This window comes from Xanthomonas sp. NCPPB 3570 (assembly GCF_056725115.1).
Genome location: NZ_CM161513.1, coordinates 3,065,576 through 3,090,107 on the forward strand (window position 1 = coordinate 3,065,576; position 24,532 = coordinate 3,090,107).

A 24,532-nucleotide genomic window follows, 5' to 3' on the forward strand; every position below is an offset into this window, starting at 1 on the left:
TTGTCGCCACGCACTGCCGCATGCAGCGCCGTGCGCCAGCGAGTAGGCTTGGCGCACCGCCGGCCACCACGGCCGGCGTCCGCCCATCGCCAGGAGCCTGCGCATGTCCAACGCGTCCCGTTCGTCTTCTGTCCTCGTCGGTGCGGTCCTGCTCGGCGGGATCGGCCTGTCCACCTCCGCCCTGGCCATGACCGACCTCGCCCAGGGCTATGCGCTGGGCGCACAGGCCGCCGTCCCCCCGCCACAGGACACCGGATCGACCACGCCGGCAACGCCGACGCCCGCGCCGACGGCGCACACCGGGCAGGCTTCCGACCCGGCCAAGGCCAGCGAAGGTGGCTGCGGCGCCAAGGCCGGCGACGGCAGTTGCGGTGCGCACGCCCCGGCGGCGACGCCGGCCAAGCCCGCGGCGGCCGACGCCCCCGCCACGCCCGCGGCCAAGCACGACGACAAGGCCATGGCCGAAGGCAAGTGCGGCGAGGGCAAATGCGGTGGCAGCCTCTGATCCACCACGGTACGACGCCCGGCCGCTGGCCGCGGCCAGTGCCGGCCTCGGACTGCGTCGCGGCCTGCTGCAGGACCTGCTGCAGGCGCCGGCGGATGCGTTCGACTTCCTTGAATGCGCGCCGGACAACTGGATCGGCGTCGGCGGCCGCCCCGGCGAATTGCTGCAGGCGTTGAGCGCGCGCCATCCGCTCAGCTGCCACGGTTTGTCCTTGTCGCTGGGCGGCGTGGCGGCGCTGGACACCACCCTGCTGCAGCAGACCCGCCAGTTCCTCGACCGGCACCGGGTCGCGTTGTACAGCGAACACCTCAGCTACAGCGCCGACGACGGCCAACTCTACGAACTGCTGCCGCTGCCGTTCACCGACGAGGCGGTGCGCCACGTCGGCGCGCGCATCGCGCAGGTGCAGGACATGCTGGGCCGGCGCATCGCGGTGGAGAACGTCTCCTACTACGCCGCCCCGGGCCAGGCGATGAGCGAAGCCGCGTTCGTGGCCGCAGTGCTGGACGAGGCCGATTGCGACCTGCTGCTGGACGTCAACAACGTGCACGTCAACGCCAGCAACCATGGCGACGACGCGCAGGCCTTCCTCGCCGCCATGCCCAGCGCGCGCATCGCCTCGTACCACGTCGCCGGCCACCGTGACGATGCCGCCAGCGGGCTGAAGATCGACACCCACGCCGCGCCGGTGGCCGACCCGGTGTGGGACCTGCTCGCCGCCGCCTACCGCCTGCACGGCGTGCGCCCCACCGTGCTCGAGCGCGACGGCCAGTTCCCGCCGCTGCGCGAACTGCTGGACGAGGTGCAGTGCATCCGCGCCGCGCAGGCGAAGTCGCAGTCGCGCGGCGCATGAGCGAGACCCTGCGCGCGCAGCAATTCGCCCTGACCCGGCACCTGCGCGATCCGCAGCGCTACCCGGCGCCGGCGGACATCCCGCCGCAGCGCCTGGCGGTGTATCGCGCCCTGTTCTTCGACAACCTGGCGCAGCTGCTGAGCGGCCAGTTCCCGGTGCTGCGCGCCACCCTTGGCCACGCCGACTGGACGGCGCTGCTGCGCGCGTTCTGCGCCGAGCATCGCGCCCGCACGCCGCTGTTCCCGCGCCTGGGCGAGGAACTGGTGGCGTTCCTGCAGCAGCGCGCAGCCGATCCGCAGCGGCCCTGGCTGGCCGAACTGGCGCACTACGAAACCGTGGAACTGCAGGTGCAGATCGACGACGCCGTGCTGCCGCCGCACGATCCGCGCGGCGACCTGCTCGACGGCATCCCGCTGCTGTCGCCGTGGCTGCGGCTGCTGCGCTACCGGTGGCCGGTGCAGCGCATTGGCCCGGCCTGGCAGCCGGACACGACCCCGGCGCAGCCGACCTGCCTGCTGGCGCGGCGCGAGCCCGACGGCCAGGTGCGCTTCGCCGAACTGGCGCCGCTGGCCTACGCCGTGCTGGCGGCGCTGCAGCCGGGCACGCGCAGCGGGCGGGCGCTGCTGCTGGACCTGGCCGCCGCGCACGGCCTTGCGCCGGACGCCCTGCTGCACGAGGGCGCGGCCCTGCTGGAACGGCTGCGCGCGCAAGGCAGCGTGCTCGGTACACGCCTGCCTGCCTAAGGCCGCGGCGGCCGGCGGCCGCGCTCTGCTAACCTTGGCGGATGAACGATTCGGTCGACAGTCCCTCGCAACCCCTGGTCATCACCCCGATGTCGCGGCGTTTCCGCGGCTACCTGCCGGTGGTGGTAGACGTGGAAACCGGCGGTTTCGACTGGAACAAGCATGCGCTGCTGGAGATCGCGGTGGTGCCGATCGAGATGGACGATTTCGGCCAGCTGTATCCCGGCGTCACCGCCAGCGCGCACGTGGTGCCGGCGCCCGGCACCCTGATCGACCCGAAGTCGCTGGAGGTCACCGGCATCGTCCTGGACCACCCGTTCCGCTTCGCCAAACCCGAGCGCGAGGCGCTGGACCACGTGTTCGCGCCGGTGCGCGCGGCGGTGAAGAAGTACGGGTGCCAGCGCGCCATCCTGGTCGGCCACAACGCCCATTTCGACCTCAACTTCCTCAACGCCACGGTCGCCCGCTGCGGGCACAAGCGCAACCCGTTCCATCCCTTCAGCGTGTTCGACACCGTCACCCTGGCCGGCATCGCCTACGGCCAGACCGTGCTGGCGCGCGCGGTGCAGGCCGCCGGCTTCGACTGGAACGCCGCCGACGCGCACAGCGCGGTCTACGACACGGAGCAGACCGCGCGCCTGTTCTGCAAGATCGCCAACGCCTGGCCGGCGCCACCGGTCGCCGCGGCGCCGTGAGCCGCGGCGCGCGTTGCACGGCACGCGCGCATCACCGTCGCGTCGGCCCAACGGCACTGCGACCGAACGGCCAGTGCTAGCAACGCACGCACGCCGGCAGCGGATCGCATGACCCGCAACCTGCTGTTCGTCTGCAGCCGCAACCGGCTGCGCAGCCCCACCGCGGAACAGGTGTTCGCCACCTGGCCCGGCGTGGAAAGCGCCTCGGCCGGCGTCGATCACGATGCGGACACCGCGGTCACGCCGGAATTGCTGGAGTGGGCGGACGTGGTCTTCGTGATGGAACCGATGCATCGCGCCAAACTGTCGCGCCGTTTCAAGCGCCACCTCGGCCGCGCACGCATCGTCTGCCTCGACATCCCAGACGACTACGGCTACATGGATCCGGCGCTGGTGCAGCTGCTGACCGCGAAGGTAGCGCGGCACCTGGCGCGCTGATCCTGGTCCTCGATCGCCCTTCCGAGACACGCCGGCACACGTGCTACGCTCGCCGCCGCGCCGGCCAAGGCGCCTGTCCCAGGACGACCGCCTCATGCAAGCATGGAAGCGCCGAAGCATCGGCATTCTGGATATCGGCGGAGCCGGCGTGGGCATCATCGCCATCGTCAGCCAGTTTCCGAACCTGCGACAGCCGGCCGATTGGATCATTTGCGCCGCATTCGTCGCGCTCTATGCCTGGGGCATCCACTGCGGCACGCAATTGCTGGAAGGTCGCCGCAATGCAGTGCGCGCCAATCTGGCGTTCTGGCTGGCGCAGGTGCCGACCTTCGGCACGCCCCTGGTCAGCTACGTATTCAACTGCGGCTTTCACTTCACCGCCGGTGTGCAGTTCGCGCCGTTCCAGTTCGGCGCGAACTTCCTGCTCGGCAGCCGCTTCGCGTTCACCCTGTTCCCATCGGAGACCGCGACGTTCTTCGGACTGAATCTGTTCGCTCTGGCGGTCGTCTTCGTCCTTGCACAACAACTACGCCACGGCACCGACGCAACGTCGGGAGCAGGCGCTACGCCAGCGCACGAGAACGCGCATCATGGCGAGCCGTGACACCGAACGCGCACCCGTGAAAAAGCCAACACCCTGAGCTTGCTGCGCGCGCATCAACCGCTGCCCGACGACGACAAGCTCAGACAGGACCTGATCGACGCCTATGACGCGGCGAGACGGCTGTTTGTCGCCGCTCCCGATCGCGCCGTGCTCCCGCTGTTCCTGCGCGCCTTCGGCGCCGGCGATGGCTGGGGCGTCTATCCGCTGGTCGAGGACGTGTTCCATGCCTGCGACCGCAGCGACGCCGTCGCCGCGATACGGGAGGCGCTGAAAGATCCCACGCTGCCCGACGGGAGCCGCTACTGGTCACGCAGCTCGCGGCTGATCTTTGCGGATCCGGCGTTTCGTGATGGCCTGGCGGTGTCGTTGTGCGCGGCGCATCCGGACATCCGTGAGGCCGCAGCACTGCCGCCAGCGTTGGGGGACGACCAGCGGGGGCACTGAGCTGGCCAGGCAGGCCCCCGGCTTCGCGGTCGAGCAGGCGACACGCTTTGGCCTCACACTATGCCCTTCAGCGCTCCATCGTCCGAAGTCTCCTCCAACGATCCAGTCGTCCTATGAGCAAGCATTCCGGCTTCGGGCTGTTCACGATGTTCTACTTCGCCATCTTCATCGGCGTGTTTCTGGCCGCGCCGTTGCTGCTGATGACGCCCTGGCACTCCCGAAGTCCGAACGCCTGGCCCCTGTCGCTGGGCGCGATGGGCGTGCTGCTGTCGCTTCTGCTGTTGTGCCATCGACAGTGTTCCGGCCCCTCGCTCTCGTTCACGCAAGGTCTTCTGTTCGTCACGGGATTCATGATGACAGGCTGGTCGATGCTCTCGGCGGTCTTCGTCTTTCCTGCGCTGCTCCTGGTTACCTTGGCGGCCATCATCGTGTCGGCAGCGTGCCTGCCGCTCGGCGGCAGAACGCGATCAGCCACGCTGTTTCATCGCCTTGTCCTGTTCGTCTATCGCCATCGTCTGATCCAGTAAGCGCCCGGCGACATCGCCGCAGGCAGTCGACAACGGACGGCGCCTCTCTGCGACGGCGGACGGCATGCTCGCCCCTCCCAGGGTCTATCGGACAGATCGGCTATCGACGCGGAGTGTCCGCACGCGACGGGAATGCACGACAGCCTCAGCCCACGCACACCCGATCGCGCCCCAGCCCCTTGGCGCGGTAAAGCGCCCCGTCGGCGCGCTCCAGCCACTGGCTCGGCGTCTCGTCCGCGCGCAATGCGACCAGGCCGCCGCTGAAGGTGACGCGCAGCGCCGGGGCCTCGGCTGCCCACTGCAGGCGCGCGTGGAACAGGTCGCGCAGGCGCGTGGCCAGGCGCTCGGCCTCGGCCAGCGGGGTGTCGCCGAGCAGGATCGCGAATTCTTCGCCGCCCAGGCGCGCCGGCAGGTCGGTGGTGCGGCAGGCGCCCAGCAGCAGTTGCCCGACCTCGCGCAGCACCGCGTCGCCGGTGGCATGCGAGTAACCGTCGTTGATCTGCTTGAAGCGGTCGATGTCCATCACCAGCAGGCACAACGGCGCGCCGCTGTGCTGCGCACGCTGCATGCTGCGCTCCAGCACCTCGTCGAAGTGCCGCCGGTTCGGCAAGCCGGTCAATGCGTCCTCGTGCGCCAATCGCTCGAACGCGGTGGCCTGGCGCTGCAGTTCCGCCAGCAACTGGCTCTTTTCGGCATCGGCCTGCAGCAGGCGTTCGGTCTGCAGCCGCAGCGCGCTGGTGCGCCGCTCCACCAGCCGCTCCAGGCGCAGCGCTCGCCGCTTGTAGCGCGCGATCAGGTAGCGGTACAGCAGCACCAACGCCAGCACCAGCACCGCCACGGCCGCCGCATGCACGCTGTGCCGCTGCCACCACAGCGGCGCCACGCTGAAGCGCCACACCGCCTCGCGGGTGCTCCAGGCGCCGTCCGGATGCGCCGCGGCCACGTGCAGGGTGTAGTCGCCCGGCGGCAGGCCGATGAACTCCACGCTGCGCTGGTTGCCGCGGTCGATCCACCCGTTGTCCAGGCCGTCGAGGCGAGTGCGGTAGCGGATGCGCTCGGGCAGCAGATAGCTCAGGCCGACATAGGACACGCTGATGCGCTTGGCACCAGGAAGTTCCGTCCTGGTCTGCCACGGGAAGGGCTGGCCGTCCAACAACACGCTTTCGATCGCCGCCGGCGGCGGCAGGCGATCGCGAAAGCGCGCCAGGCGCCGCGGGTCGACCATGCTGACGCCGCCGGCGGTGACCAGCCACACCGTGCCGTCATGGCGCAGGATCATCGACGGCCCGGAGCTGCCGTTGCCCTGCGCGTTGGACATGCCGTCGATCTCATCGTAACGGCTGACCTGCAGCCGCGCCTGGCGGCCGTCGGCGACCGCGTCCAGCGCCGCCGCGGTGGTGCGCAGCACGCCGCGGTTGCTGCTGATCCAGACGTTGCCGAGGCGGTCGCGGACCAGCTGGAAGACCGTATCCACCGGCATGCCCTGCTCCAGTCCCACCCGTGCCAGCTGGCCGTCGCGGTCGCGGTGCAGGCCGCGATCGGTGGAGATCCACATGTCGCGGCCCAACGTCTGGAACCCGAACACGGTGCGCGCGCCGCCCAGCGGCTCCAGCGCCAGCGTCCGCACCCGGCCGTCGCGCAGCACCGCCGCGCCTTCCACCGAACCGATCCACAGCGCGCCATCGACACTGGCCAGCGCGGTGATCAGGCCGTGCGGCAGGCCGGGCACGTCCGGCACCGAAAGCCTGTCGCCGTCGATGCGCATCACCCCGCTGCGGGTGCCGATCCAGACCGTGCCGGCGGCATCGACGCTGAGCGCGCGCACCTGCCCGCTGGGCAAGCCCTCGTTGGTTCCGTAGTGGCGCACGACGCGGCCGTCGCGCAGGCGGAGCACGCCATCGGCATAGGTGCCTACCCACAGGTCGCCGTCGCTGCCGCGCGCCAGGCTCAGCACCGAGGGCGCATCGTGCAGCGCGACCGGGGCGATGCGGCCGTCCGGCGCCATCCGGTCCAAGCCGGCGGCGCTGCCGATCCACAGCGCGCCGTCCGGCGTCTCCAGCAGCGCGCGCACGTAGTCGCCGCTGAGTCCGTCGCGGCGGGTGTAGCCGGCGAACAGGGTCTCGCGCAGGCGGAACAGGCCGCCGTTGGCGCCGATCCAGATGCTGCCCTCTGCATCCTGCAGCAGGCTGACGATGCGCCCGTTGGGCAGCACGTCGCCCGGCAGCATGCGCTCGATGCCGTGCGCACTGATCCGCAGCAGCCCCTGGTTCTCGGTGCCGAGCCAGATCGCGCCATCGCGATCGCGCAGCATCGAAGTGAAATGGCCGTAGCCAGGCAGGTGCTGCACCAGCACCGCGCGCTCGCCCTGCACCCGGTACAGGTTCTCTCCGGCCACCAGCCACAGCGAGCCGTCCGGTGCCCGATACGGCCAGGCCAGCCCGGGCGGCAGGCCGAACGCGGCCGGCGCGCGGCGCAGCACGCCTTGCGGGTCGCGGTACAGCAGACCGTCGAGACTGCCGATCCAGACCCGCCCCTGATCGTCAGCGGCCAGGTGCGGGAAGCTCGCCGCCAACGGCAGGTCGCGCGGCGCCGGCTGGTAATCGAAACGGCCGTCCGGCCACAGGCAGCCCAGGCCATTGCCTTCGAACAGCAGCCACATGCGGCCGTCGCGGTCCTGGGTCATCGCGTGGATCAGCGCATGCGGCCAGCCCGGCGGCTGTCGCCAGAACCGCCAGTGGCCAGCGGGATCGTGGCGGCCGAGATTGCCGCGCGAATCGCTGAGCCACAGTGCGCCGGCGCGGTCCACGTACAGCGAGCCGACCCCGTTGTCGGGCAGGCCCGGGCGGGTGCTGCGGTCGATGACGGTGAAGTCCAGGCCGTTGTAGCGCACCAGTCCTTCCCAGGTGGCGAACCACAGGCGGCCATCCGGGGTCTGCGCGAGATCGCGCAAGGAGTTGTGCGGCAGGCCGTTGCGCGAGGTCCAGGAATCGATCGCGTAGTCGCGCAGCGGCGGCACGCCGTTCGCAGCGGCGTCGGCGTCGGCGGCAACGGCGCGCCAGGCCACCCCCAGCACCAGCGACAGCATCAGCAACACCGGCCATGCAGGCGGCCACGCACGCCCGCGGTCGCGTAGGAGCGCCGCTTCCCCCCTCCCCCTGGCGACGTTCACTGTCCCGACCCGATCCGACGCAGACGGGGCGCGACAGGACCCTGGCGCGGGGGGCCAGCGTCAAGGGGACGGGGGCGACGCAGACTCATTACCGGAACAGAACACGGGACGAGCGCCCATGGTAGGCAAAAACAAGGCGCTGCGGGTGCAAGCGTTAGCAGGTCACCGAAAAAGAACGCGTGAAGATTGCGCGACGGTTAAGCCGGGCTGGCCCGTGCAAGCGCAGCACCTCCCTTCTCCCATCGGGAGAAGGTGCCCCGAAGGGGCGGATGAGGGTACGGGCGAAGCCTGGGGAAACGTCGATTGCAGCGGCGGAGAGGGCGAAGGGCGAAAGCTTGGTGTCGCCCTGATGCGGCGGGGGCTTCGCCCCGGACCCTCACCCCAACCCCTCTCCCGGGGGGAGAGGGGCTCTGGCGCCGCGCCTCCCTTCTCCCTCCGGGAGAAGGTGCCCCGCAGGGGCGGATGAGGGTGCGGGCGCAGCCTGGGGAAACGTCGATTGCGGCGGCGGTTGAGGGTAAAGGGCGAAGCTTGGCGTCGTCCTGATGCGCGAGGGGCTTCGCCCCCGGACCCTCACCCCAACCCCTCTCCCAGGGGGAGAGGGGCTCTGGCGCCGCGCGCCTCCCTTCTCCCCCCGGGAGAAGGTGCCCCGCAGGGGCGGATGAGGGTGCGGGCGAAGCCTGGGGAAACGTCGATTGCAGCGGCGAATGAGGGTGAAGCGCGAAAGCTTGATGTCGTCACGATGCGCGAGGGGCTTCGCCCCCGGACCCTCACCCCAACCCCTCTCCCGGGGGGAGAGGGGCTCTGGTGCCGCGCGCCTCCCTTCTCCCTCCGGGAGAAGGTGCCCCGAAGGGGCGGATGAGGGTACGGGCGCAGCCTTGGGAAACGTCGATTGCAGCGGCGAATGAGGGTGAAGCGCGAAAGCTTGATGTCGTCACGATGCGCGAGGGGCTTCGCCCCCGGACCCTCACCCCAACCCCTCTCCCGGAGGGAGAGGGGCTTTTCGAAGAGGCGCTCAGCCCATGCGCTGCCGCACCGCCTCGAACAGGGTGACGCCCGCGGCGACGGAGACGTTGAGGCTCTCGATCTCGCCCGGCATCGGGATGCGGACCAGGCCGTCGCAATGCTCGCGCGTCAGCCGGCGCAGGCCGTCGGACTCGCCGCCCAGCACCAGCGCCACGTTGCCGCGCAGGTCCTGCGCGTACAGCGAGGTCTCGGCTTCGCCGGCCAGACCGTAGATCCACACGCCCTGCTTCTGCAGGTCGCGCAGGCAGCGCGCGAGGTTGGTCACCGCCACGATCGGCAGGCGGTCGGCGGCGCCGGCCGAGGTCTTGCGCACGGTGGCGTTGACCGGCGCCGACTTGTCCTTGGGAATCACCACCGCGGTCACCCCGGCCGCGGCCGCGCTGCGCAGGCAGGCGCCGAGGTTGTGCGGGTCCTGCACGCCGTCCAGCACCAGCAGCAGGGCGCGGCCTTCGGCGGCGCTGACCAGGCCTTCCAACTCGTTCTCCGACCAGGTCCGCGCCGCGGCGTAGCGCGCGGCCACGCCCTGGTGGCGCACCGCGCCGCCGACGCCATCCAGCGCCTGCGTGTTCACCCGCCGCACGTCGATGCCCTTGCGCCGCGCGTTTTCCTCGATCTCCTGCAGGCGCGGATTCTTGCTGCCCGCCTCCACCAGCACCTCGCGCACGTTGTCCGCGTCGTTCTCGATCGACGAGGCCACGGCATTGACGCCGACGATCCACTGGTTCTGCTTGCTCATGAGGCGGGACTACGCGAAAGGAAAGCGGGCATGGTAGGGGTTGTGGCCGCTGGCGTCATGCCTGGGGGCTGGGAATGGGGAATCGGGAATTGCGAATGGTAGAAGCGGCTTGGCCGCGACGTCGTGCTTTCCTGCGATGCCCGGGGCATGCGTGCCGCGGCGGCAAGACCACCGACGCAGAGTCATCCAGTCAGGGCGCGGCGCAGCCTTGTGGGAGGGACTTCAGTCCCGACGCGGTGAACTGGGGAACCCCGGCCTGCTGCCTGGCGCGCCGATGACCCGAGGTTACCGGCACCGACACGCTCCGCGCGACGTCGGCACCGCCGGTCTTAGCTCAAGCCGGCCAGTGCTCGGTGTCGTGGTCCGGATGCTGGCGCGAGACGACATCGGCCAGGAACGACGCGGCGGCCAGATCGCCTTCGGTGCGGATCGCCGATAGGCGATGCAGGGCGTCCACGAACGGCAGCTTCGCTTCGATGCCGTACTGGATGGTCGGCGGCAAGGCCTCCGGATGGTCGAAGGCGCCGGCGGCGATGGCGACGCCATCCGGGGCCTCGTAGGTCAGCGGCGTGCCGCAGTCGGCGCAGAAGCCGCGCTGCACCAGGTTGGACGAGGCAAAGCGCTTTGGCGTGCCGCGGGTCCAGGTCAGTTCCGCGCCGCGGGTGGAGACCAGCGGCGCGTAGTAGGCGCCGAAGGCCTTCTGGCACATCCGGCAATGGCAGATCGAGGCATCGTGCAGGCGCCCGCGTACCCGGAAGCGCACCGCGCCGCATTGGCAACCGCCGCTGTACTGGTCCTGCTCCATGGCCACTCCTCCCGTGCATGCGGGGCGGCGCAGCGGCGGTCGTCACGACCGCCGCGACGCACGCCGTCAGTACTTCTTTTTCTTGCGCTTGGCCGGCTGCCCACGCGGTGGCGGCGGCGGCAACTCGTCGTGCGCCGGTGCGCCTTCCTCGACCAGGCGGAAGTCGATCTTGCGCTCTTCCATGCTCGCCTTCAGCACCAGGATGCGCACGCGGTCGCCCAGGCGGAACTCGCGCCCACGGCGCTCGCCGGTCAGGGTCTTGCGGGTGGCGTCGAAGTGGTAATAGTCCTGCGGCAACTGGGTCACGTGGATCAGGCCGTTGACCTTGGACTGGTCCAGCTCGACGAAAAGGCCGAAGCTGGTCACGCCGCTGACCACGCCGTCGAACTGCCCGCCGACGTGCTTCTCCATCCACGCGGCGCGGTAGCGCTCGTCGACCTCGCGCTCGGCCTCGTCGGCACGGCGCTCGCGCTCGGAGCACTGCAACGCCAGCGCTGCCATCGCGCGCGGCGCGTACAGGTACTTGTCCGGCGCGCCGCGGGTCAGCGCGTACTTGATCGCGCGATGCACCAGCAGGTCCGGATAACGGCGGATCGGCGAGGTGAAGTGCGCGTACGCCTCCAGCGCCAGGCCGAAGTGGCCGGCGTTGTCGGGCGAATACACCGCCATGCTCTGGCTGCGCAGCAGCACCGATTCCAGCAGCGCCGCGTCCGGGCGCTCGCGCACCTTCTTCAGCAGCTTGGTGAAGTCGCCCGGCACCACCTTGCTCCACGCCGGCAGGCTCAGCTTGAACTCCTTGAGGAACTCCAGCAGATCGGCGTACTTGGATTCCGGCGGCCGCTCGTGCACGCGGAACGGCGCCGGGATATGCGTCTCCAGCAGGTAGCGCGCCGCGGCCACGTTGGCGGCGATCATGCATTCCTCGATCAGCTTGTGCGCGTCGTTGCGCACCAGCATGCCGGCCTGGGTCACCTCGCCGGTGTTGTCGAGCACGAAGCGCACTTCCGAGGACTCGAACTCGATGGCGCCGCGGCGCGCGCGCGCCTTGGCCAGGATCTGGTACAGCTGGTGCAGCCGCTCCAGCTGCGGCAGCACCGCCGCCACGTCCTTGCGCACCTGTTCGTCCTTCTCGCCCACCGCCTGCCACACCTGTTCGTAGGTGAGCCGTGCGTGCGAGTTCATCACCGCTTCGTAGAAGCGCGCACCGGCCACCTCGCCCTGGCGGTCGATCTGCATGTCGCAGACGAAGCACATGCGGTCGACCTTGGGGTTGAGCGAACAGATGCCGTTGGACAGCGTCTCCGGCAGCATCGGCACCACGAAACCGGGGAAATACACCGAGGTCGCGCGCTTGACCGCCTCGGTATCCAGCGGCGTGCCCGGACGCACGTAGTGCGACACGTCGGCGATCGCCACCACCAGGCGGAACCCGTCGGCGTTGGGCTCGCAGAACACCGCGTCGTCGAAGTCCTTGGCATCGGCGCCGTCGATGGTCACCAGCGGCGTCTGCCGCAGGTCCACGCGGCCCTTGATCGCCGCCGGCTCCACCGTCAGCGGCACCGCCGCGGCTTCGTCCAGCACCTCCTGCGGGAATTCGTAGGGCAGCTCGTGGCCGTGGATCGCCGCTTCCACCAGCAGCGATGGGGTCAGCTTGTCGCCCAGCACGGCGATGATCTTGCCGATCGGCGGGCGCCGCGCATCCGGCGCGGAGGTGAGTTCGCACACCACCAGTTGCCCGTCGCGGGCCTCGCCGACGGCGTCGGCGGGGATCTGCACGTTGCGCTGGATGCGCTTGTCGTCGGGCACCACAAAGGCGATGCCGGCTTCCAGGCTGAAGCGGCCGATCATCCGGGTCAGGCCGCGCTCGAGCACGCGCGCGATGCTGCCTTCGCGGCGGCCGCGGCGGTCGATGCCGGTGACGTTGGCCAGCGCGCGGTCGCCGTGCAGCACCTTGCGCATCTCGTACGGCGGCAGGAACAGGTCGTCGCCGCCCTCGTCCGGGCGCAGGAAGCCGAAGCCATCGGGATTGGCGATCACCACGCCGGGGATCAGGTTGGTCTGCTGCAGCGGCGCATAGCCGCCACGGCGGTTCTGCACCAGTTGCGCCTCGCGCAGCATCGCGCCCAGGCGTTTGCTCAGCGCTTCCTTGCGCGTCGGCTCGGTCAGGCCGAGCTGCTCGGCCAGTTCGTCCAGGGTCTGCGGGCCGTCGCAGCGTTCGAGCAATTGCAGGATCGCCTCACGGCTGGCGATCGGCTGCGCATAGCGCTCGGCCTCGCGCGCGGCGTAGGGGTCCTGGATCGGCACGGCGGCCGGGGGTGCGGTCTCAGGGGTGCCACCCCGCGGCGGTGACGGCGGGTGCAGCGGTTGCAGCGGCGGCTTGGGGCCGCGGCGCAGGAAGCTGGGCATCCAAGCGGGCAGACGCGATTTCTTCGGCGTGTCGGGGGTGGAAGCGTCGCTGGAGGCGGATTTGCCGGGCTTGCCGGACTTGCTTTTGCGGGTTGTCATCCGGGCATGGTACTCCCATGCGGGTGGTCACCACCCGAACCGGGCGGTGCGCGCCCCACGAACACGCCCCCCAGAAACGACGAAGCCCGCGTCAGCGGGCCGGTCGGTGCGAGAGTTCAGCGCTCTCGCGGTCTTGCTTTTGGTGCCCAGGAGAGGACTCGAACCTCCACGGTTTTACCCGCTAGTACCTGAAACTAGTGCGTCTACCAATTCCGCCACCTGGGCGCTGAAGGCCGCGAATTCTGCGGTGCCCGCGCGACCTTGTCAACGCCTATTTCGCATTCGCTCGCGATCGCCTGCGCCGATGCCACGACCCATCGGGGCAAGCAGCCGCACCGCGCGCGCGTCGGCGGCGCACGCATTCGGCGGAAAACCGCAGGTGCAATGCGGATTCCGACACGGCGCTGTCACAAGCGGACCCGCTTCGAAGATCCGGCGTGACGGCGGCGGAAGTTCGCGATTTTGTCGGTTGACCCGGGTCGGCGCCCCGCTAGTTTGCATCCGGCAATCCGTCGCCCTCCCCCACGCTCCGGAGCATCCCCATGCACAACCTGTCCGCCTCCCTGCTCGCCGCCGCCCTGTTCGCCAGTGCCACCAGCGCCTCCGCCGCCTCCGCCGGCGCCGACGACGCCACGCTCAACTCCCTCACCGAGATCCAGCGCGCCCTGGACAGCGGCGCCTCGGTCGCCGTGGCGCTCGACCTGAGCCAGTGCACGCCCACTTCCGGCGGCGCCACGCCCAGCCAGACCCGCGGCGGCCTGCGCATCGGCGCCTACCGCGTCACCGCCGACGGCACCCTGTCCTTCGCCGACGAGCACGTCACCGTCGGCCGCGACGGCAAGCCGATCCAGCAGTTCCTGCGCTACCAGGTGCATCCGGACAACAGCATCGACTTCACCATGTTCGTGTTCGCCCTGCCCAGCTACCAGCAGACCGGCAGCACCCTCGGCTATCGCTGCGCGATCAACCAGGGCCTGCGCTTCAACGTCGGTTACTGATCCGCGCGGTCAGCACCCACTGCACAGGCGTCTGGAGGATGCCTGCCGCAGACACGCGGGACGCTTCATCGCAGGGGCGGCCCGTGAACTTGGCAGCCGTCTCCGCCGGTGCGAGACTTCCTGTCTCGCTTCCGTCCGTGGTGGCCGCCCTGTTCCGGACCTCCAAACAGCCACCCACGCCTGCCACGGCTTGCGTCGGACTGCCGCAGCTCCTGCTGCAGGCGCTAGCTCCGCTGATGGGCAACCGTCGCCCCGAGGTCACGGAGACGTTCCTGCCCACGACCAGCGCGAACGGCCTGGCGATCATCGACCAACAGCTGCGTGCCTGGACCAACGCTGCCTACGCAACGTGGTCGGCCGACACGCTGCGGAGCATCCTGATGTGTCCGATGCGCGAGGACGCGCGACAGTCGTTGCTGTTCCTGGCATGCGCGCATCCGGATGGCCGGGAACGGCAGAAGGCGGTCTGGAATCTCGGCCAGTTCCCTTGCTATATGAGCTTGGTCGCTGCGCTGTTGCGATCCGCCGACTGGGTACCGCAAGTGCGCTTCGCCGCGCGCGAAGCGGTCCAGCGCCTGCTGGACGGCTGCACCGCCGATGCGGTGCTGGACGCGTGGCCGCTGGTCCTGCGGCTGCAGCGCTGGGAGCGCGCATCCGACGGATGGCTCGAAGCGAGCGTGGAAGGCTGGATGATGGCCCCGTCCAACGACGCTCTACTTCAGCGGGCACGTGCGTCCACGGATCCAGCGCTGCGCGCCTGGGCCTACAGGGCGTCGATCGAACGCGGAAACACCCGGTTGCATGGGCAGGCGCTCATGCAGCAAGACCCGCGCATCGGTCTGCATGCGCTGCGCCATGCTCAGGCGACGCTCGATGCGGCATCCATCGCGGCGATCGCCGCGGCCGGATTGCATGCGCCGCACCCCGCCGTGCGCCGGGAATGTCTGCACGCACTTGCGTCGGCGGACCCGGCGACCGCCGCCGCTGCGCTGCCGCGCGCCCTGCTGGATCGCGCGTCCGGCGTCCGCCGCCTTGCGGCCTATCTCAGGCGGGAACAAGGCACCGACCCGCGCATCGCATGGCGCGCGGCACTGGACGAGGACAGCCAGGACGCCCAGATCGGCGCCCTCACATCGCTTGCCGAAGACGCCGAGCCCGAAGACGTGGCACGCCTGCGCCTGCGCCTGCTCGCCACGCGCGCGAGCGTGCGCCAGCAGGCACTGAAGGGCCTGTTGCGCCTCGGGCAACCGATTCCCCTGGATACCATCAGCCGGCTCCTGCAGTCGGGTGGCGGCAGGGTCATGGAGACATTGAACGACGCCATCCGCAACAGCGCGGTGACGCTCGACGCTGCGCTGATCCTGCACGTCCTTGGCGATGCAGCGACGGATGCCGCTTGCCGCGCGCGGCTGCACAGGCTCATGCGCATGCGCAGCCTCTGGGACGGTCTGACGCAGCTGCTGGCACTGCACGTGCGCGAAGCGGACCGTCACTGGTGGCTGCTGGCAATCGACGACTGGATCGACCGAAGCGACACCTATACCCCATTGGGCGAGCAACGCAAGCGCGCGCTGCTGGACGCCATCACCGAGCGCACTGCCGACCTGCCCGAGCCGCGTGCAACGAAGATCCGGGCAGCCGTGCTGCGCTATTGAGACGTCAGTTGCGTCCTGCCGAGGCGCACGCACGCGCAGCCATCGCACGAGACGCGCGCTGCGGCGTCGCGCATCCGAGGTGCTGTGATCCGGGGCGAGCGCCGTCGAGGGCGCATCCCTGCCGGCCGAATTGGCGCGACAAAGCGCTTGACAGCGTCCGCCGCCACGCGCAGAATTCTCGTTCTGAGTTGCCCAGGTGGCGGAATTGGTAGACGCACTAGTTTCAGGTACTAGCGGGTAAAACCGTGGAGGTTCGAGTCCTCTCCTGGGCACCACGACCGACAGGTCGAGCATGATCTCAAAACCCGCTTCGGCGGGTTTTTTGTTGGCTGCATGCAGGCCGCGACGCTCAGCGCTGCGGCGGACGCAACGGACCGATGTCCACACGCACGCCCTTCACCCACACCGCCACCTTGTAGGCACGGTAGCCCGGGTTGTGGCGCTCGGCCGCACGCGCGGCCAGGTAGGCATTGGCGGCATGTACCAGCACCTGCAAGGACGGCTCCAGTTGCGCGACGCGCCGGAGTCTCACTTCGTAGGTGGCCATGCGCCCTCCCCCACGCACCGACGGGCGCCGTGTCGTGCCGCTGTCGGCCGGCACATCGCGGCGGCGCACCGCTGTGCCGACACCCTCGTGTCCATGACGTCCTTGTGCTGCATGCGCATCCTCGCGCGTCCGTGCGTTCCGCACCGCGCGAGTATTGTATTTCCGAACAATTCGAGTCAAGCGCAGCTGTACGACAAGCCGGCGGATGCTCCATATCTTGGTAGGCCCGCCGTCCCCCAAGGCCCACCGCGATGAATAGCTTCGGCGAGCGTTTGCGCGAAGCCAGAAAAGCCGCAGGGCTCACCCAGGAGCAGTTGGGCTTCGCGCTGGACGTCACCAAGTCATCGGTCTCGGCCTGGGAGAACGACCGCGAAACGCCCAGCTTCCGCCTGCTGCCGACGCTGCGCAGCGTGCTGAACCGCTCGCTCGACGAGCTGGTGTGCGGCGTGGGCCCGGGCAAGCGCGTGCAGGACCTGCCTTCCGACTATCCGTTGCTGGCGCAGGATGCGCAGGAACGCGCACTGCTGGCCCGCTATCGCAACGCGCCGCCGGGCCACCGTGAAGCGGTACTGCAACTGCTCAAGCCCAGCAGCGGCTGAGGTCGCACTGACGGTCGTTGCCCTCGCGTAATGCCGGAAAGCCACGCGCAGGAGCGGCTTCAGCCGCGACGAGGCGCGTCGGTAGTGCCTCGTCGCGGCTGAAGCCGCTCCTACCAGAGCAACGACATCTGCTGCCGAGTGGCAGCAAACGCGTGTCGTTCGACGCGACCTTCAGCCGCCGACGCCGATCTCGCGCAAGGCGTCGCCCCAGATGCGGTAGCCGGCTTCGCTGGGATGGGTGCTGTCCGGCATCAGCGCCGCCGGCAGCGTGCCGTCCGGCTGCAGGAACCGCGCGCCGATGTCGAGCCAGCGCACCTGCGGATCGTGACCGAAGCGCGCGGCCAGCAGGCGGTTGGTCTGCAGGATCGGCGCGCGCTGCGGCGCATCGGCGGCGAAGCCGCGCGGAAAGATGCCCATCAGCACGATCCGGCTGCGCGGCAGGCGTCGCCTGATCTCGGCGACCACCGCGGCGACGCCGTCGGCGGTTTCCTGCGGCGTGTTGGCGCGCGCATGCTCGGTGCCGGTGAGATTGTTGGTGCCGAGGTTGATCACCACCCAGCGCGGTGCCAGGCCGTCGACCTCGCCCTGGCGCAGCCGCCACAGCACGTTCTGGGTGCGGTCCCAGCCGAAGCCCAGGTTCAGCACCCGCGCAGCGCCGAAGGTGCGCTGCCAGGCCTGCGCGCCGTTCACCCGGATCGCCTGCGGCGCGCCCGCCCAGAAATGGGTGATCGAGTCGCCGAGCATCACCACCTGCGGCTGCAGCTGGCGGGCGGCGTCCAGCGCGGCATGGTGGCGGCCGTACCAGTCGTAGGAATCCTGCTCCAGCCAGGGCACCGCGATGCGCGCGGTGTCGACGTCGGTCATCGCGTCCAGCGGCACCCGTGGCGCGTCGTCGAGCAGCCGCGCCAGGGTCGGCTCGATGGCCTCGGCCATGCGCCGCTGCCCGCGCGTATCCGGGTGCAGCGCGCCACTGCCCGGCCGCTGCCGCGGATCGTAGAACAGGCCCTGATCCAGCGTGCCGTCCGCGCGCTGGAACACCGTGCCGATGTCCAGGTACGTCACCCGCGGGTTGTCGCCGTAGCGCACCGCCAGTGCGCGATTGACCTCGGCATCGCGTGCGCTCTTCTGCGCCGACAGCGCACTGGGCAGCAGGCCCAGCAACAGGATGCGCGTATGCGGCAGGCGCTGCTCCAGCGTGGCGACCACCGCCTCGATGCCGCGCACCGTGTCCGCCGCGCCCTGCCCCTCGTGGTCGGTGTTGTTGGTGCCGATCAGCAGCAGGGCGACCTTGGGCCGCAGGCCGTCGACTTCGCCGTGCTGCAGGCGCCACAGCACATGCTCGGTGGCGTCGCCGCTGAAGCCGAGGTTGAGCGCGCCGCGGCTGCCGTAGAAGGTCTGCCAGGTCGACTGGAAGTCCTGGTCCGGCGCCTGCGCCTTTTCGTAGTTCTGAGTGATCGAATCGCCGATCAGCAGCAGCGGCGCCTCCGGCTGCGCACGCACCTGCGCCAGCACCTGCTGGTGGCGCTCGGCCCACCAGGCCTCGTGCAGACGGTCGGCCGGGGTCACCGGCACTGGCGAGGCGGCCGGCGGCGACGCGGCCTGCGCATGCGCCGGAGGCGCGCCGAGACACAGCAGCGCGAAGACGATCGCGCCTGCAGACGCGGTGACGAAGCGGGCGCCGAGGGCGCGGAGAAGACGCTGCATGGGCGGGGCTGCCGAAGCCTGCGGAGCGCCGATTCTGGTGCGCGGGCCGCAGCGGCGGCAAGTAGATCGGCATCGGAGCGCGACGCCGGGCACGCAGGTCGCGCTGGCCGCGTCGCGGCGGCGTGCCGGGACGACACGCCGCCGCACAAGGGACACATTGCATGACCGGCCGGCGAACGACGTCGCCGGCCGTCGCTGCCTCAGTGGCCGCCGGCGGCCGCCGCGCCACCACCGCCGCCGAACGGCGGCTTGGCCAGCCACAGGAAGAAGATGATCCCGAGGAAGGTCCAGCCCAGCAGGTAGAAGATGTCGTTGAAGCCCATCTGCGAGGCCTGGTGGTTGATGGTGTTGTTGAGCAGCGCCGCGCCGTTCTGCAGGCTGCCGTTGCCCATCATCTGCACCTGTTCCTGCATGCCCGGCGTGTAGGTGGAGATGTGTTCGGTCAGGTGCGCATGGTGCAGCTGCGTGCGCTTGGCCCACAGGTAGGTGGTCAGCGAGGCAGCGAAGCTGCCGCCCAGCGTGCGCAGGAACGTGGCCAGGCCGGAACCGGCGGCGATCTCGCGCCCGTCCAGGTCCGACAGCAGGATCTGCAGCACCGGCATGAAGAACAGCGCCACGCCCACGCCCATCAGCAACTGCACCCCGGCCACGTGCGGGAAATCCACCTGCAGGTTGAAGTCCGAGCGCATGAAGCTGGTGGTGGCCATGAAGATGAAGGCGATGCTGGCCAGCAGCCGCAGGTCGAAGCGCGAGGCGTATTTGCCGACGAACGGGGTCATGATCACGGGCAGGATGCCGATCGGCGCGGTGGCCAGGCCGGCCCAGATCGCGGTGTAGCCCATGTCGCGCTGCAGCCACTGCGGGATCAGCAGCGACACGCTGAAGAACGCCGCATAAGCCACGATCAGCGCCATGGTGCCGGCGCGGAAGTTGCGGTGGCGGAACAGGCGCAGGTCGACGATCGGATCCTTGTCGGTGAGTTCCCAGATCAGGAACACCGCCAGCGCCACCGCCGAGATCGCGGCCAGCACGACGATCTTGGTCGAGTTGAACCAGTCCTCGTCGTTGCCCAGGTCCAGCACCACCTGCAGGCAACCCACGCCGATGATCAGGGTGATCAGGCCGACGTAGTCCATGCGCGGACGTTCGGTGGGTTCGGGACGGTCGCGCAACTGCGAGCCGACCACGGTCGCGGCGATGATGCCCAACGGCACGTTGATCAGGAAGATCCATTCCCAGCTGTAGTTGTCGGTGATCCAGCCGCCAAGGATCGGCCCGGCGATGGGCGCGACCACGGTGATCATCGCCAGCAGCGCCAGCGCCTGGCCGCGTTTCTCGCGTGGGTAGATCGACACCAGCAGGCTCTGGGTGATCGGGTACATCGGGCCGCAGACGAAGCCCTGCAGCGCGCGCGACACCACCAGCATGCCCATGCTCTGGGCCAGGCCGCACAGCAGCGAGGCCGCGGTGAAGGCCAGCGTGGCCCACACGAACAGCTTGGTCTCGCCGAAGCGGCGGCTGAGGAAGCCGGTCAGCGGCAGCGCGATGGCGTTGCTGACCGCGAACGAGGTGATGACCCAGGTGGCCTGCTGCGAACTGGCGCCGAGGTTGCCGGCGATGGTGGGCAGCGACACGTTGGCGATGGTGGTGTCGAGCACCTGCATGAACGAGGCCATCGCCAGGCCCACCGTGCACAACGCCACACTGGCCGGGCGGAACCCGGCGGCCGGTGCGCCCGGAGCCCCGGGCGCGGCGGGAGCGGCAGCTTGGTTGGACATGACCGGGCTCAGTTCGCCTTGGCGGCGTCGGGCAGGTTGGCGTGGATGATCTGCTTCACGGCCGCGTCGGCCTGCTGCAGTTGCTGCGCATAGACGTCGGTATCCAGCAGCGCGCCGCTGGCCGGCTTGGTCGGCAGCACCCCGCCGTTCTGGTCATGCAGGTTGACGTCGGCCTTCATCGACAGGCCGATGCGCAGCGGGTGCTGCTCCAGTTGCTTGGCGTCGATGGCGATGCGCACCGGCACGCGCTGCACGATCTTGATCCAGTTGCCGCTGGCGTTCTGCGCCGGCAGCAGCGAGAACGCGCTGCCGGTGCCGATGCCGAGGCTCTGCACGGTGCCGCGGTAGGTCACCGCGCTTCCGTACACGTCCGACTCCAGTTCCACCGGCTGGCCCAGGCGCATGTGCTTAAGCTGGGTTTCCTTGAAGTTGGCATCCACCCACACCTGGTTCAGCGGCACCACCGCCATCAGCGCGGTGCCGGGCTGCACGCGCTGGCCGACCTGCACCGAGCGCCGCGCCACGTAGCCGGACACCGGCGCGACGATGGCGCTGCGGGCGTTGTTGAGGAAGGCCTGGCGCACCTGCGCGGCGGCGCCCTGCACGTCGGGCTGGTCGGCCACGCCGTTCTCGTCGATCAAGGCGCGGTTGCGCGCCAGGGTCTCGCGCGAGCCGCTGACCGCGGCCTCGGCGGCGGCCAGCTGGTCGCGGGCATGCGCCAGCTCTTCGGCGGAGATCGCGCCGGTGGCGACCAGGCTGGCGCGGCGGGCGACGTCGGCGCGGGCGCGCTGCAGGGTCACCTGCTGCGCGGACAGTTCGGCCTGGGCGCCCTCGACCGAGCGGTACAGACCGCGCACCTGGCGCACGGTGCGCGCCAGATTGGCCTCGGCCTGCTGCAGCGCGACCTCGGTGTCGGCCGGGTCGAGCTTGACCAGCGGCTGGCCGCGCTCCACGCGCATGCCGTCGTCGGCGTCGATGCGCACCACGGTGCCGGCCACCATCGGGGTGATCTGCACCAGGTTGCCCTGCACGTAGGCGTCGTCAGTGTCCTCGTGCCAGCGGCCGACCAGGAAGTACCAGATCGCCAGCGCGATCAGCACCAGCACCACTACCACGGCCAGGCCGCGCAGCAGCTTGCCGCGCCGGCTGGAGGCGGGAGCGGAGGAAGCGGGGGTCGTTGTCTGATTCATTGCAGCGATCTCAGGAATGCGAAGGTGCGGAAGAAGAGCTCGGCGCGTCGGCGGCGGAGGTGGCGTCGTAGCCGCCGCCCAGCGCCTGATTCAGGCGCACCGAGACCAGGATCTGATTGGCTTGCAGGGACGCCAGGCGCTGTTGCGCGTCGAGCAACTGCTGCTGCGCGCTGAGCACGTCCAGGTAGTTGCCGATGCCAGCGCGGTAGCGCTGCTGCGACAGGTCGAAGGCGGCCTGCGCGGTCTCCAGCGCCTGCGTCTGCTGCTGCGCCTGCTCGGCCAGCGAACGCGCCGCATTGACCTGGTCGGCCACCTCGCGCAGCGCCGCCACCAGGGTCTGGTTGTAGTTGGCCACCGCCAGGTCGTACTGCGCATCGCGCTCGGCCAACTGGCTGCGCAGCCGCCCGCTGTCGAACAGCGGCAGGCTCACGCCGGGGCTGAGCAGACCCAGCACCGAGGAACTCTTGAACAGGTCGCCCGGGTTGGTGGCGGCGACGCCGCCCAGCAGGCTCAGGTTGATGCTGGGATAGAACTGCGCCTTGGCCGCATGGATGCCCTGCGAGGCGGCTTCCACGCGCCAGCGCGCGGCGACCACGTCGGGCCGGCGGCCGAGCAGGTCGCTGGGCAGCACCGACGGCACCCGCGCGGCCTGCGGGTCGAGCAGGCGCGGCCGCTCGATCTGCAGCCCGCGGTCCGGGCCACGGCCGAGCAAGGCCGCCAGCGCGGTGCGCGCTTCGTCGATCTGCTGCTGCGCGGCGGCGTGCTGCTGGCGCGCCGCCGGCACCCGCGCCTCGGCCTGGCGCAGTTGCAGGTTGCTGTCGATGCCGGCATCGCGACGCTGCCGCACCAGCTTCAGGCTGTTCTCCGAGCGCGCCAGTTCCGCGCCGGCCAGGTCATACAGATGCCAGGCGTAGCCCAACTGCGCGTAAGCGCGGGCGACGCCGGCCGACAGGTCCAGGCGCGCGGCCTGCGCGTCGACCTCGGCCGCATGCGCCTGGTCCACCGCCGCCTCCCACGAGGCGCGCTTGCCGCCCCACAGGTCGAAGCCGTAGCTGAAGTCCAGCAGGGCCTGTTCGTTGTGGATGTACTTGCCGCCGATCTCGTCGCCGACCAGGCCCTTGGGCAGTTGCAGGCCGGTGTAGCCGGCCGACAGCGACAGCTTGGCGCCGCGGTCGGCATCGGCAGCGCCGGCCTGCGCCTGCGCCAGGCGCAGCCGCGCATCGGCGGCGTCCAGGCTGGGCGTGCCCTGCAGGGCCTCGGCGATCAGCGCGTCGAGCTGCGGATCGCCCAGCGCCTTCCACCAGTCCTGCTGCGGCCACGGCGCCGGCGCCAGTGCGTCGGCGGCCAGGGTCTTGTCGATGTGCAGCTGGCGGTCGGCATCGAGTCGGCGCCCCTGCGGTTCCAGGCCACGGCTGCTGGCGCAGGCCGCCAGCGCCAGGGTGAGGGCCGCGACCGCGAATGGACGCAGGCGGGAAGGAGAAGAAGACAGAGTCATGTGGGCGGGTTCAGTGCGAATTGAGGGAGTCGCGGACGCGGGCCAACAACGAGAACAGCTGCTCGCGCTCTTCGGCGGACAGATCGCGCAGCGCGTCGGCGATGGCGTCGTCGCCGCGCTGCTTGAGTTGCTGCCACAGCGCACGGCCGTCGTCGGTGAGCACGATCTGCAGCGCGCGGCGGTCCTGCGCATGCGCCTCGCGGCGCACCCAGCCCAGGTCTTCCAGCTTGTCCAGCAGGCGCGTCACCGCGCTGGGGTTCTGGTCGATGGCCTGGGCCAGTTCGTTGGCGGTGCATGGCGCCATGTAGGCCAGGGCCTTCATGCCGAGGTAGTGGCTGAAGCCCAGTTCCGGCTCCAACCCGGTCATGGCCTGGTCGAGGCGGCGCATCAGGCCGTCACGCACCTGGCGCAGGAGCAGGCCGAACGAGGGCGGGCCAGGCAGGGAGGGAGCGCAGTTCATGGGCGCCTATTATTTTCATTTAGAAATATATGTCAAGAAAATATCCCCATGGAAATTAGATGCTGCGTTGCAACGAAGGAACGCTGACGGCGAGCGCACTGTAGCGGCGGCCGGGCCTGGCTCGGTATTACAATCGGGACAATGGATATCGAAATCGCGCCAACCCACGCCGTGCCCTCCCCGGTCGCAAACGGATCCGACAGTGCCCTGGACCCGCGCGCCATGGAGTGGTTCGAACGCGCCGATGGGCCACCCGCGCTGGCCTTTCTGGCGCATTCGCCGGTGTCGCTGCGGCGCGAGGTGGACTGGCACCGCCACCTGCGCGGCCAGTTGATCTACGTGGAGGACGGCGTGCTGGGCACGCGTACCGCCCACGGCCAGTGGTCGCTGCCGCCGGGCTGCGCCGGCTGGATGCCGCCGCAGGAACTGCACACGGTGCAGGTGTCCGGGCGGGTGCGCAGCTACTTGGTGCTGCTCCGCCCCGACGTCTGCGCCGACCTGCCGCCGCGGACCTGCGTGATCGGCATGAACGGCCTGTTCCGGGAGGTGCTGCGGCGGATGACCCAGTGGGGCGTACCGCTGGCGCTGGAGGCCGAACAGGAGCGCCTGTGCGCGGTGTTGCTGGACGAGGTGCGCAACGCCCCGGTCGAGCACCTGCACCTGCCGATGCCGCGCGACCGGCGCCTGCTGCGCATCGCCACCCAGTTGCTGGAGACCCCCGCCGACGACCGCTCGCTGGCGCAGTGGGCGCACTGGGCCGGACTGTCGCCGCGCAGCCTGAGCCGGCACTTCCGCGACGAGACCGGGTTCGGCTTCGCCGGCTGGCGCCAGCAGGCGCGGCTGGCCGAGGCGCTGCGCCGGCTCAGCGACGGCGCCAGCGTCGCCGACGCCGCCTTCCGCCTGGGCTACAGCAGCCCCAGCGCCTTCGTCACCGCCTTTCGCGGCCGCTTCGGCCATCCTCCGGCCCGTTACCTGGCCAGCGCCGGTGGCACGCGCGGCTTGGCATCGCCAGCCGCATCCGGATAATCGACCGGCTGACCTGCGGCGCCTGGCGCCGCG

22 protein-coding genes and 2 tRNA genes are annotated in these 24,532 nt (G+C 70.2%); 13 read left to right on the plus strand and 11 right to left on the minus strand.

All coding sequences use genetic code 11. The features are described 5' to 3' along the window. The first annotated feature begins 103 nt into the window (after positions 1-103). The 8 genes from AC1PLR_RS13370 (at position 104) to AC1PLR_RS13405 (ending at position 4,809) form a co-directional block, all read left to right on the plus strand. Entirely contained in the window at positions 104-505 is a 402-nt protein-coding gene (locus tag AC1PLR_RS13370) for an HvfA family oxazolone/thioamide-modified RiPP metallophore (RefSeq protein WP_481101297.1), read from the plus strand. After that, a complete protein-coding gene (locus AC1PLR_RS13375; RefSeq protein WP_481101298.1) occupies positions 492-1,358 on the plus strand; it encodes an HvfB family MNIO-type RiPP peptide maturase in 867 nt (288 codons plus the stop codon). The genes AC1PLR_RS13370 and AC1PLR_RS13375 overlap by 14 nt, the downstream gene beginning before the upstream one ends. Further along, positions 1,355-2,101, plus strand: coding sequence for an HvfC family RiPP maturation protein (locus AC1PLR_RS13380; protein ID WP_420009469.1), 747 nt, complete (start codon positions 1,355-1,357; stop codon positions 2,099-2,101). The genes AC1PLR_RS13375 and AC1PLR_RS13380 overlap by 4 nt, the downstream gene beginning before the upstream one ends. 41 nt (positions 2,102-2,142) lie before the next feature. After that, a complete protein-coding gene (gene rnt / locus AC1PLR_RS13385) occupies positions 2,143-2,796 on the plus strand; it encodes a ribonuclease T (RefSeq protein ID WP_160965730.1) in 654 nt (217 codons plus the stop codon). A 108-nt stretch (positions 2,797-2,904) separates the two neighbouring features. Then, positions 2,905-3,234 carry a low molecular weight protein tyrosine phosphatase family protein gene (locus AC1PLR_RS13390; RefSeq protein ID WP_481101299.1) on the plus strand — a complete coding sequence of 110 codons (330 nt, stop codon included), beginning with the start codon at positions 2,905-2,907 and terminating at the stop codon, positions 3,232-3,234. 94 nt (positions 3,235-3,328) lie between these two features. Further along, positions 3,329-3,838: a hypothetical protein gene (locus AC1PLR_RS13395; protein ID WP_481100387.1), complete on the plus strand. Its 510-nt coding sequence runs from the start codon at positions 3,329-3,331 to the stop codon at positions 3,836-3,838. Positions 3,839-3,877: 39 nt separating this feature from the next. Further along, entirely contained in the window at positions 3,878-4,282 is a 405-nt protein-coding gene (locus AC1PLR_RS13400) for a hypothetical protein (protein ID WP_481101300.1), read from the plus strand. Between the two features lie 113 nt (positions 4,283-4,395). Beyond that, complete coding sequence (locus AC1PLR_RS13405; protein ID WP_481101301.1) at positions 4,396-4,809, plus strand: hypothetical protein; 414 nt, start codon at positions 4,396-4,398, stop codon at positions 4,807-4,809. A gap of 145 nt (positions 4,810-4,954) precedes the next feature. Here the strand turns inward: AC1PLR_RS13405 and AC1PLR_RS13410 are convergent, their stop codons facing one another. The 5 genes from AC1PLR_RS13410 to AC1PLR_RS13430 all read right to left on the minus strand — a co-directional run bounded on the left by AC1PLR_RS13410 (position 4,955) and on the right by AC1PLR_RS13430 (position 13,272). Continuing rightward, complete coding sequence (locus AC1PLR_RS13410; protein WP_481103594.1) at positions 4,955-7,894, minus strand: ligand-binding sensor domain-containing diguanylate cyclase; 2,940 nt, start codon at positions 7,892-7,894, stop codon at positions 4,955-4,957. A 1,096-nt stretch (positions 7,895-8,990) separates the two neighbouring features. Next, positions 8,991-9,737: a 23S rRNA (guanosine(2251)-2'-O)-methyltransferase RlmB gene (gene rlmB / locus AC1PLR_RS13415; protein ID WP_010343988.1), complete on the minus strand. Its 747-nt coding sequence runs from the start codon at positions 9,735-9,737 to the stop codon at positions 8,991-8,993. A 334-nt stretch (positions 9,738-10,071) separates the two neighbouring features. Next, on the minus strand, positions 10,072-10,542 hold the full coding sequence (locus AC1PLR_RS13420) for a GFA family protein (protein ID WP_481101302.1): 471 nt from the start codon (positions 10,540-10,542) through the stop codon (positions 10,072-10,074). Between the two features lie 66 nt (positions 10,543-10,608). Then, a complete protein-coding gene (gene rnr, locus AC1PLR_RS13425) occupies positions 10,609-12,948 on the minus strand; it encodes a ribonuclease R (RefSeq protein WP_481103595.1) in 2,340 nt (779 codons plus the stop codon). 239 nt (positions 12,949-13,187) lie between these two features. Beyond that, positions 13,188-13,272, minus strand: a tRNA-Leu gene (locus tag AC1PLR_RS13430). A gap of 317 nt (positions 13,273-13,589) precedes the next feature. Here AC1PLR_RS13430 and AC1PLR_RS13435 point away from each other — a divergent pair. The 3 genes from AC1PLR_RS13435 to AC1PLR_RS13445 all read left to right on the plus strand — a co-directional run bounded on the left by AC1PLR_RS13435 (position 13,590) and on the right by AC1PLR_RS13445 (position 15,975). After that, the gene (locus AC1PLR_RS13435; protein WP_481101303.1) at positions 13,590-14,045 is read left to right on the plus strand and encodes a VirK family protein; all 456 of its coding nucleotides are present in this window, start codon (positions 13,590-13,592) and stop codon (positions 14,043-14,045) included. Between the two features lie 140 nt (positions 14,046-14,185). After that, complete coding sequence (locus AC1PLR_RS13440) at positions 14,186-15,700, plus strand: hypothetical protein (RefSeq protein WP_481101304.1); 1,515 nt, start codon at positions 14,186-14,188, stop codon at positions 15,698-15,700. 190 nt (positions 15,701-15,890) lie between these two features. After that, positions 15,891-15,975: transfer RNA gene (locus AC1PLR_RS13445), tRNA-Leu, on the plus strand. A gap of 74 nt (positions 15,976-16,049) precedes the next feature. Here the strand turns inward: AC1PLR_RS13445 and AC1PLR_RS13450 are convergent. Further along, a complete protein-coding gene (locus AC1PLR_RS13450; RefSeq protein ID WP_010343993.1) occupies positions 16,050-16,247 on the minus strand; it encodes a hypothetical protein in 198 nt (65 codons plus the stop codon). A 251-nt stretch (positions 16,248-16,498) separates the two neighbouring features. On the opposite strand from AC1PLR_RS13450, the gene AC1PLR_RS13455 reads away from it, so the two are divergent. Continuing rightward, on the plus strand, positions 16,499-16,846 hold the full coding sequence (locus tag AC1PLR_RS13455; RefSeq protein WP_420009461.1) for a helix-turn-helix transcriptional regulator: 348 nt from the start codon (positions 16,499-16,501) through the stop codon (positions 16,844-16,846). Between the two features lie 171 nt (positions 16,847-17,017). Here AC1PLR_RS13455 and AC1PLR_RS13460 read toward each other — a convergent pair whose 3' ends face one another. The 5 genes from AC1PLR_RS13460 to AC1PLR_RS13480 form a co-directional block, all read right to left on the minus strand. Beyond that, positions 17,018-18,550, minus strand: a complete 1,533-nt coding sequence (locus AC1PLR_RS13460) for a GDSL-type esterase/lipase family protein (RefSeq protein WP_481101305.1) — start codon at positions 18,548-18,550, stop codon at positions 17,018-17,020. 200 nt (positions 18,551-18,750) lie between these two features. Further along, on the minus strand, positions 18,751-20,328 hold the full coding sequence (locus AC1PLR_RS13465) for a DHA2 family efflux MFS transporter permease subunit (RefSeq protein ID WP_041500323.1): 1,578 nt from the start codon (positions 20,326-20,328) through the stop codon (positions 18,751-18,753). 8 nt (positions 20,329-20,336) lie between these two features. Continuing rightward, positions 20,337-21,518: an efflux RND transporter periplasmic adaptor subunit gene (locus AC1PLR_RS13470; RefSeq protein ID WP_371181564.1), complete on the minus strand. Its 1,182-nt coding sequence runs from the start codon at positions 21,516-21,518 to the stop codon at positions 20,337-20,339. Positions 21,519-21,528: 10 nt separating this feature from the next. After that, positions 21,529-23,013, minus strand: coding sequence for an efflux transporter outer membrane subunit (locus AC1PLR_RS13475; RefSeq protein ID WP_481101306.1), 1,485 nt, complete (start codon positions 23,011-23,013; stop codon positions 21,529-21,531). Positions 23,014-23,023: 10 nt separating this feature from the next. Continuing rightward, the gene (locus AC1PLR_RS13480; RefSeq protein WP_010343999.1) at positions 23,024-23,473 is read right to left on the minus strand and encodes a MarR family winged helix-turn-helix transcriptional regulator; all 450 of its coding nucleotides are present in this window, start codon (positions 23,471-23,473) and stop codon (positions 23,024-23,026) included. A gap of 141 nt (positions 23,474-23,614) precedes the next feature. Between AC1PLR_RS13480 and AC1PLR_RS13485 the strand changes: the two genes are divergently transcribed. Further along, positions 23,615-24,499, plus strand: coding sequence for a helix-turn-helix domain-containing protein (locus tag AC1PLR_RS13485; protein WP_481101307.1), 885 nt, complete (start codon positions 23,615-23,617; stop codon positions 24,497-24,499). The last annotated feature ends 33 nt before the right edge of the window (positions 24,500-24,532 follow it).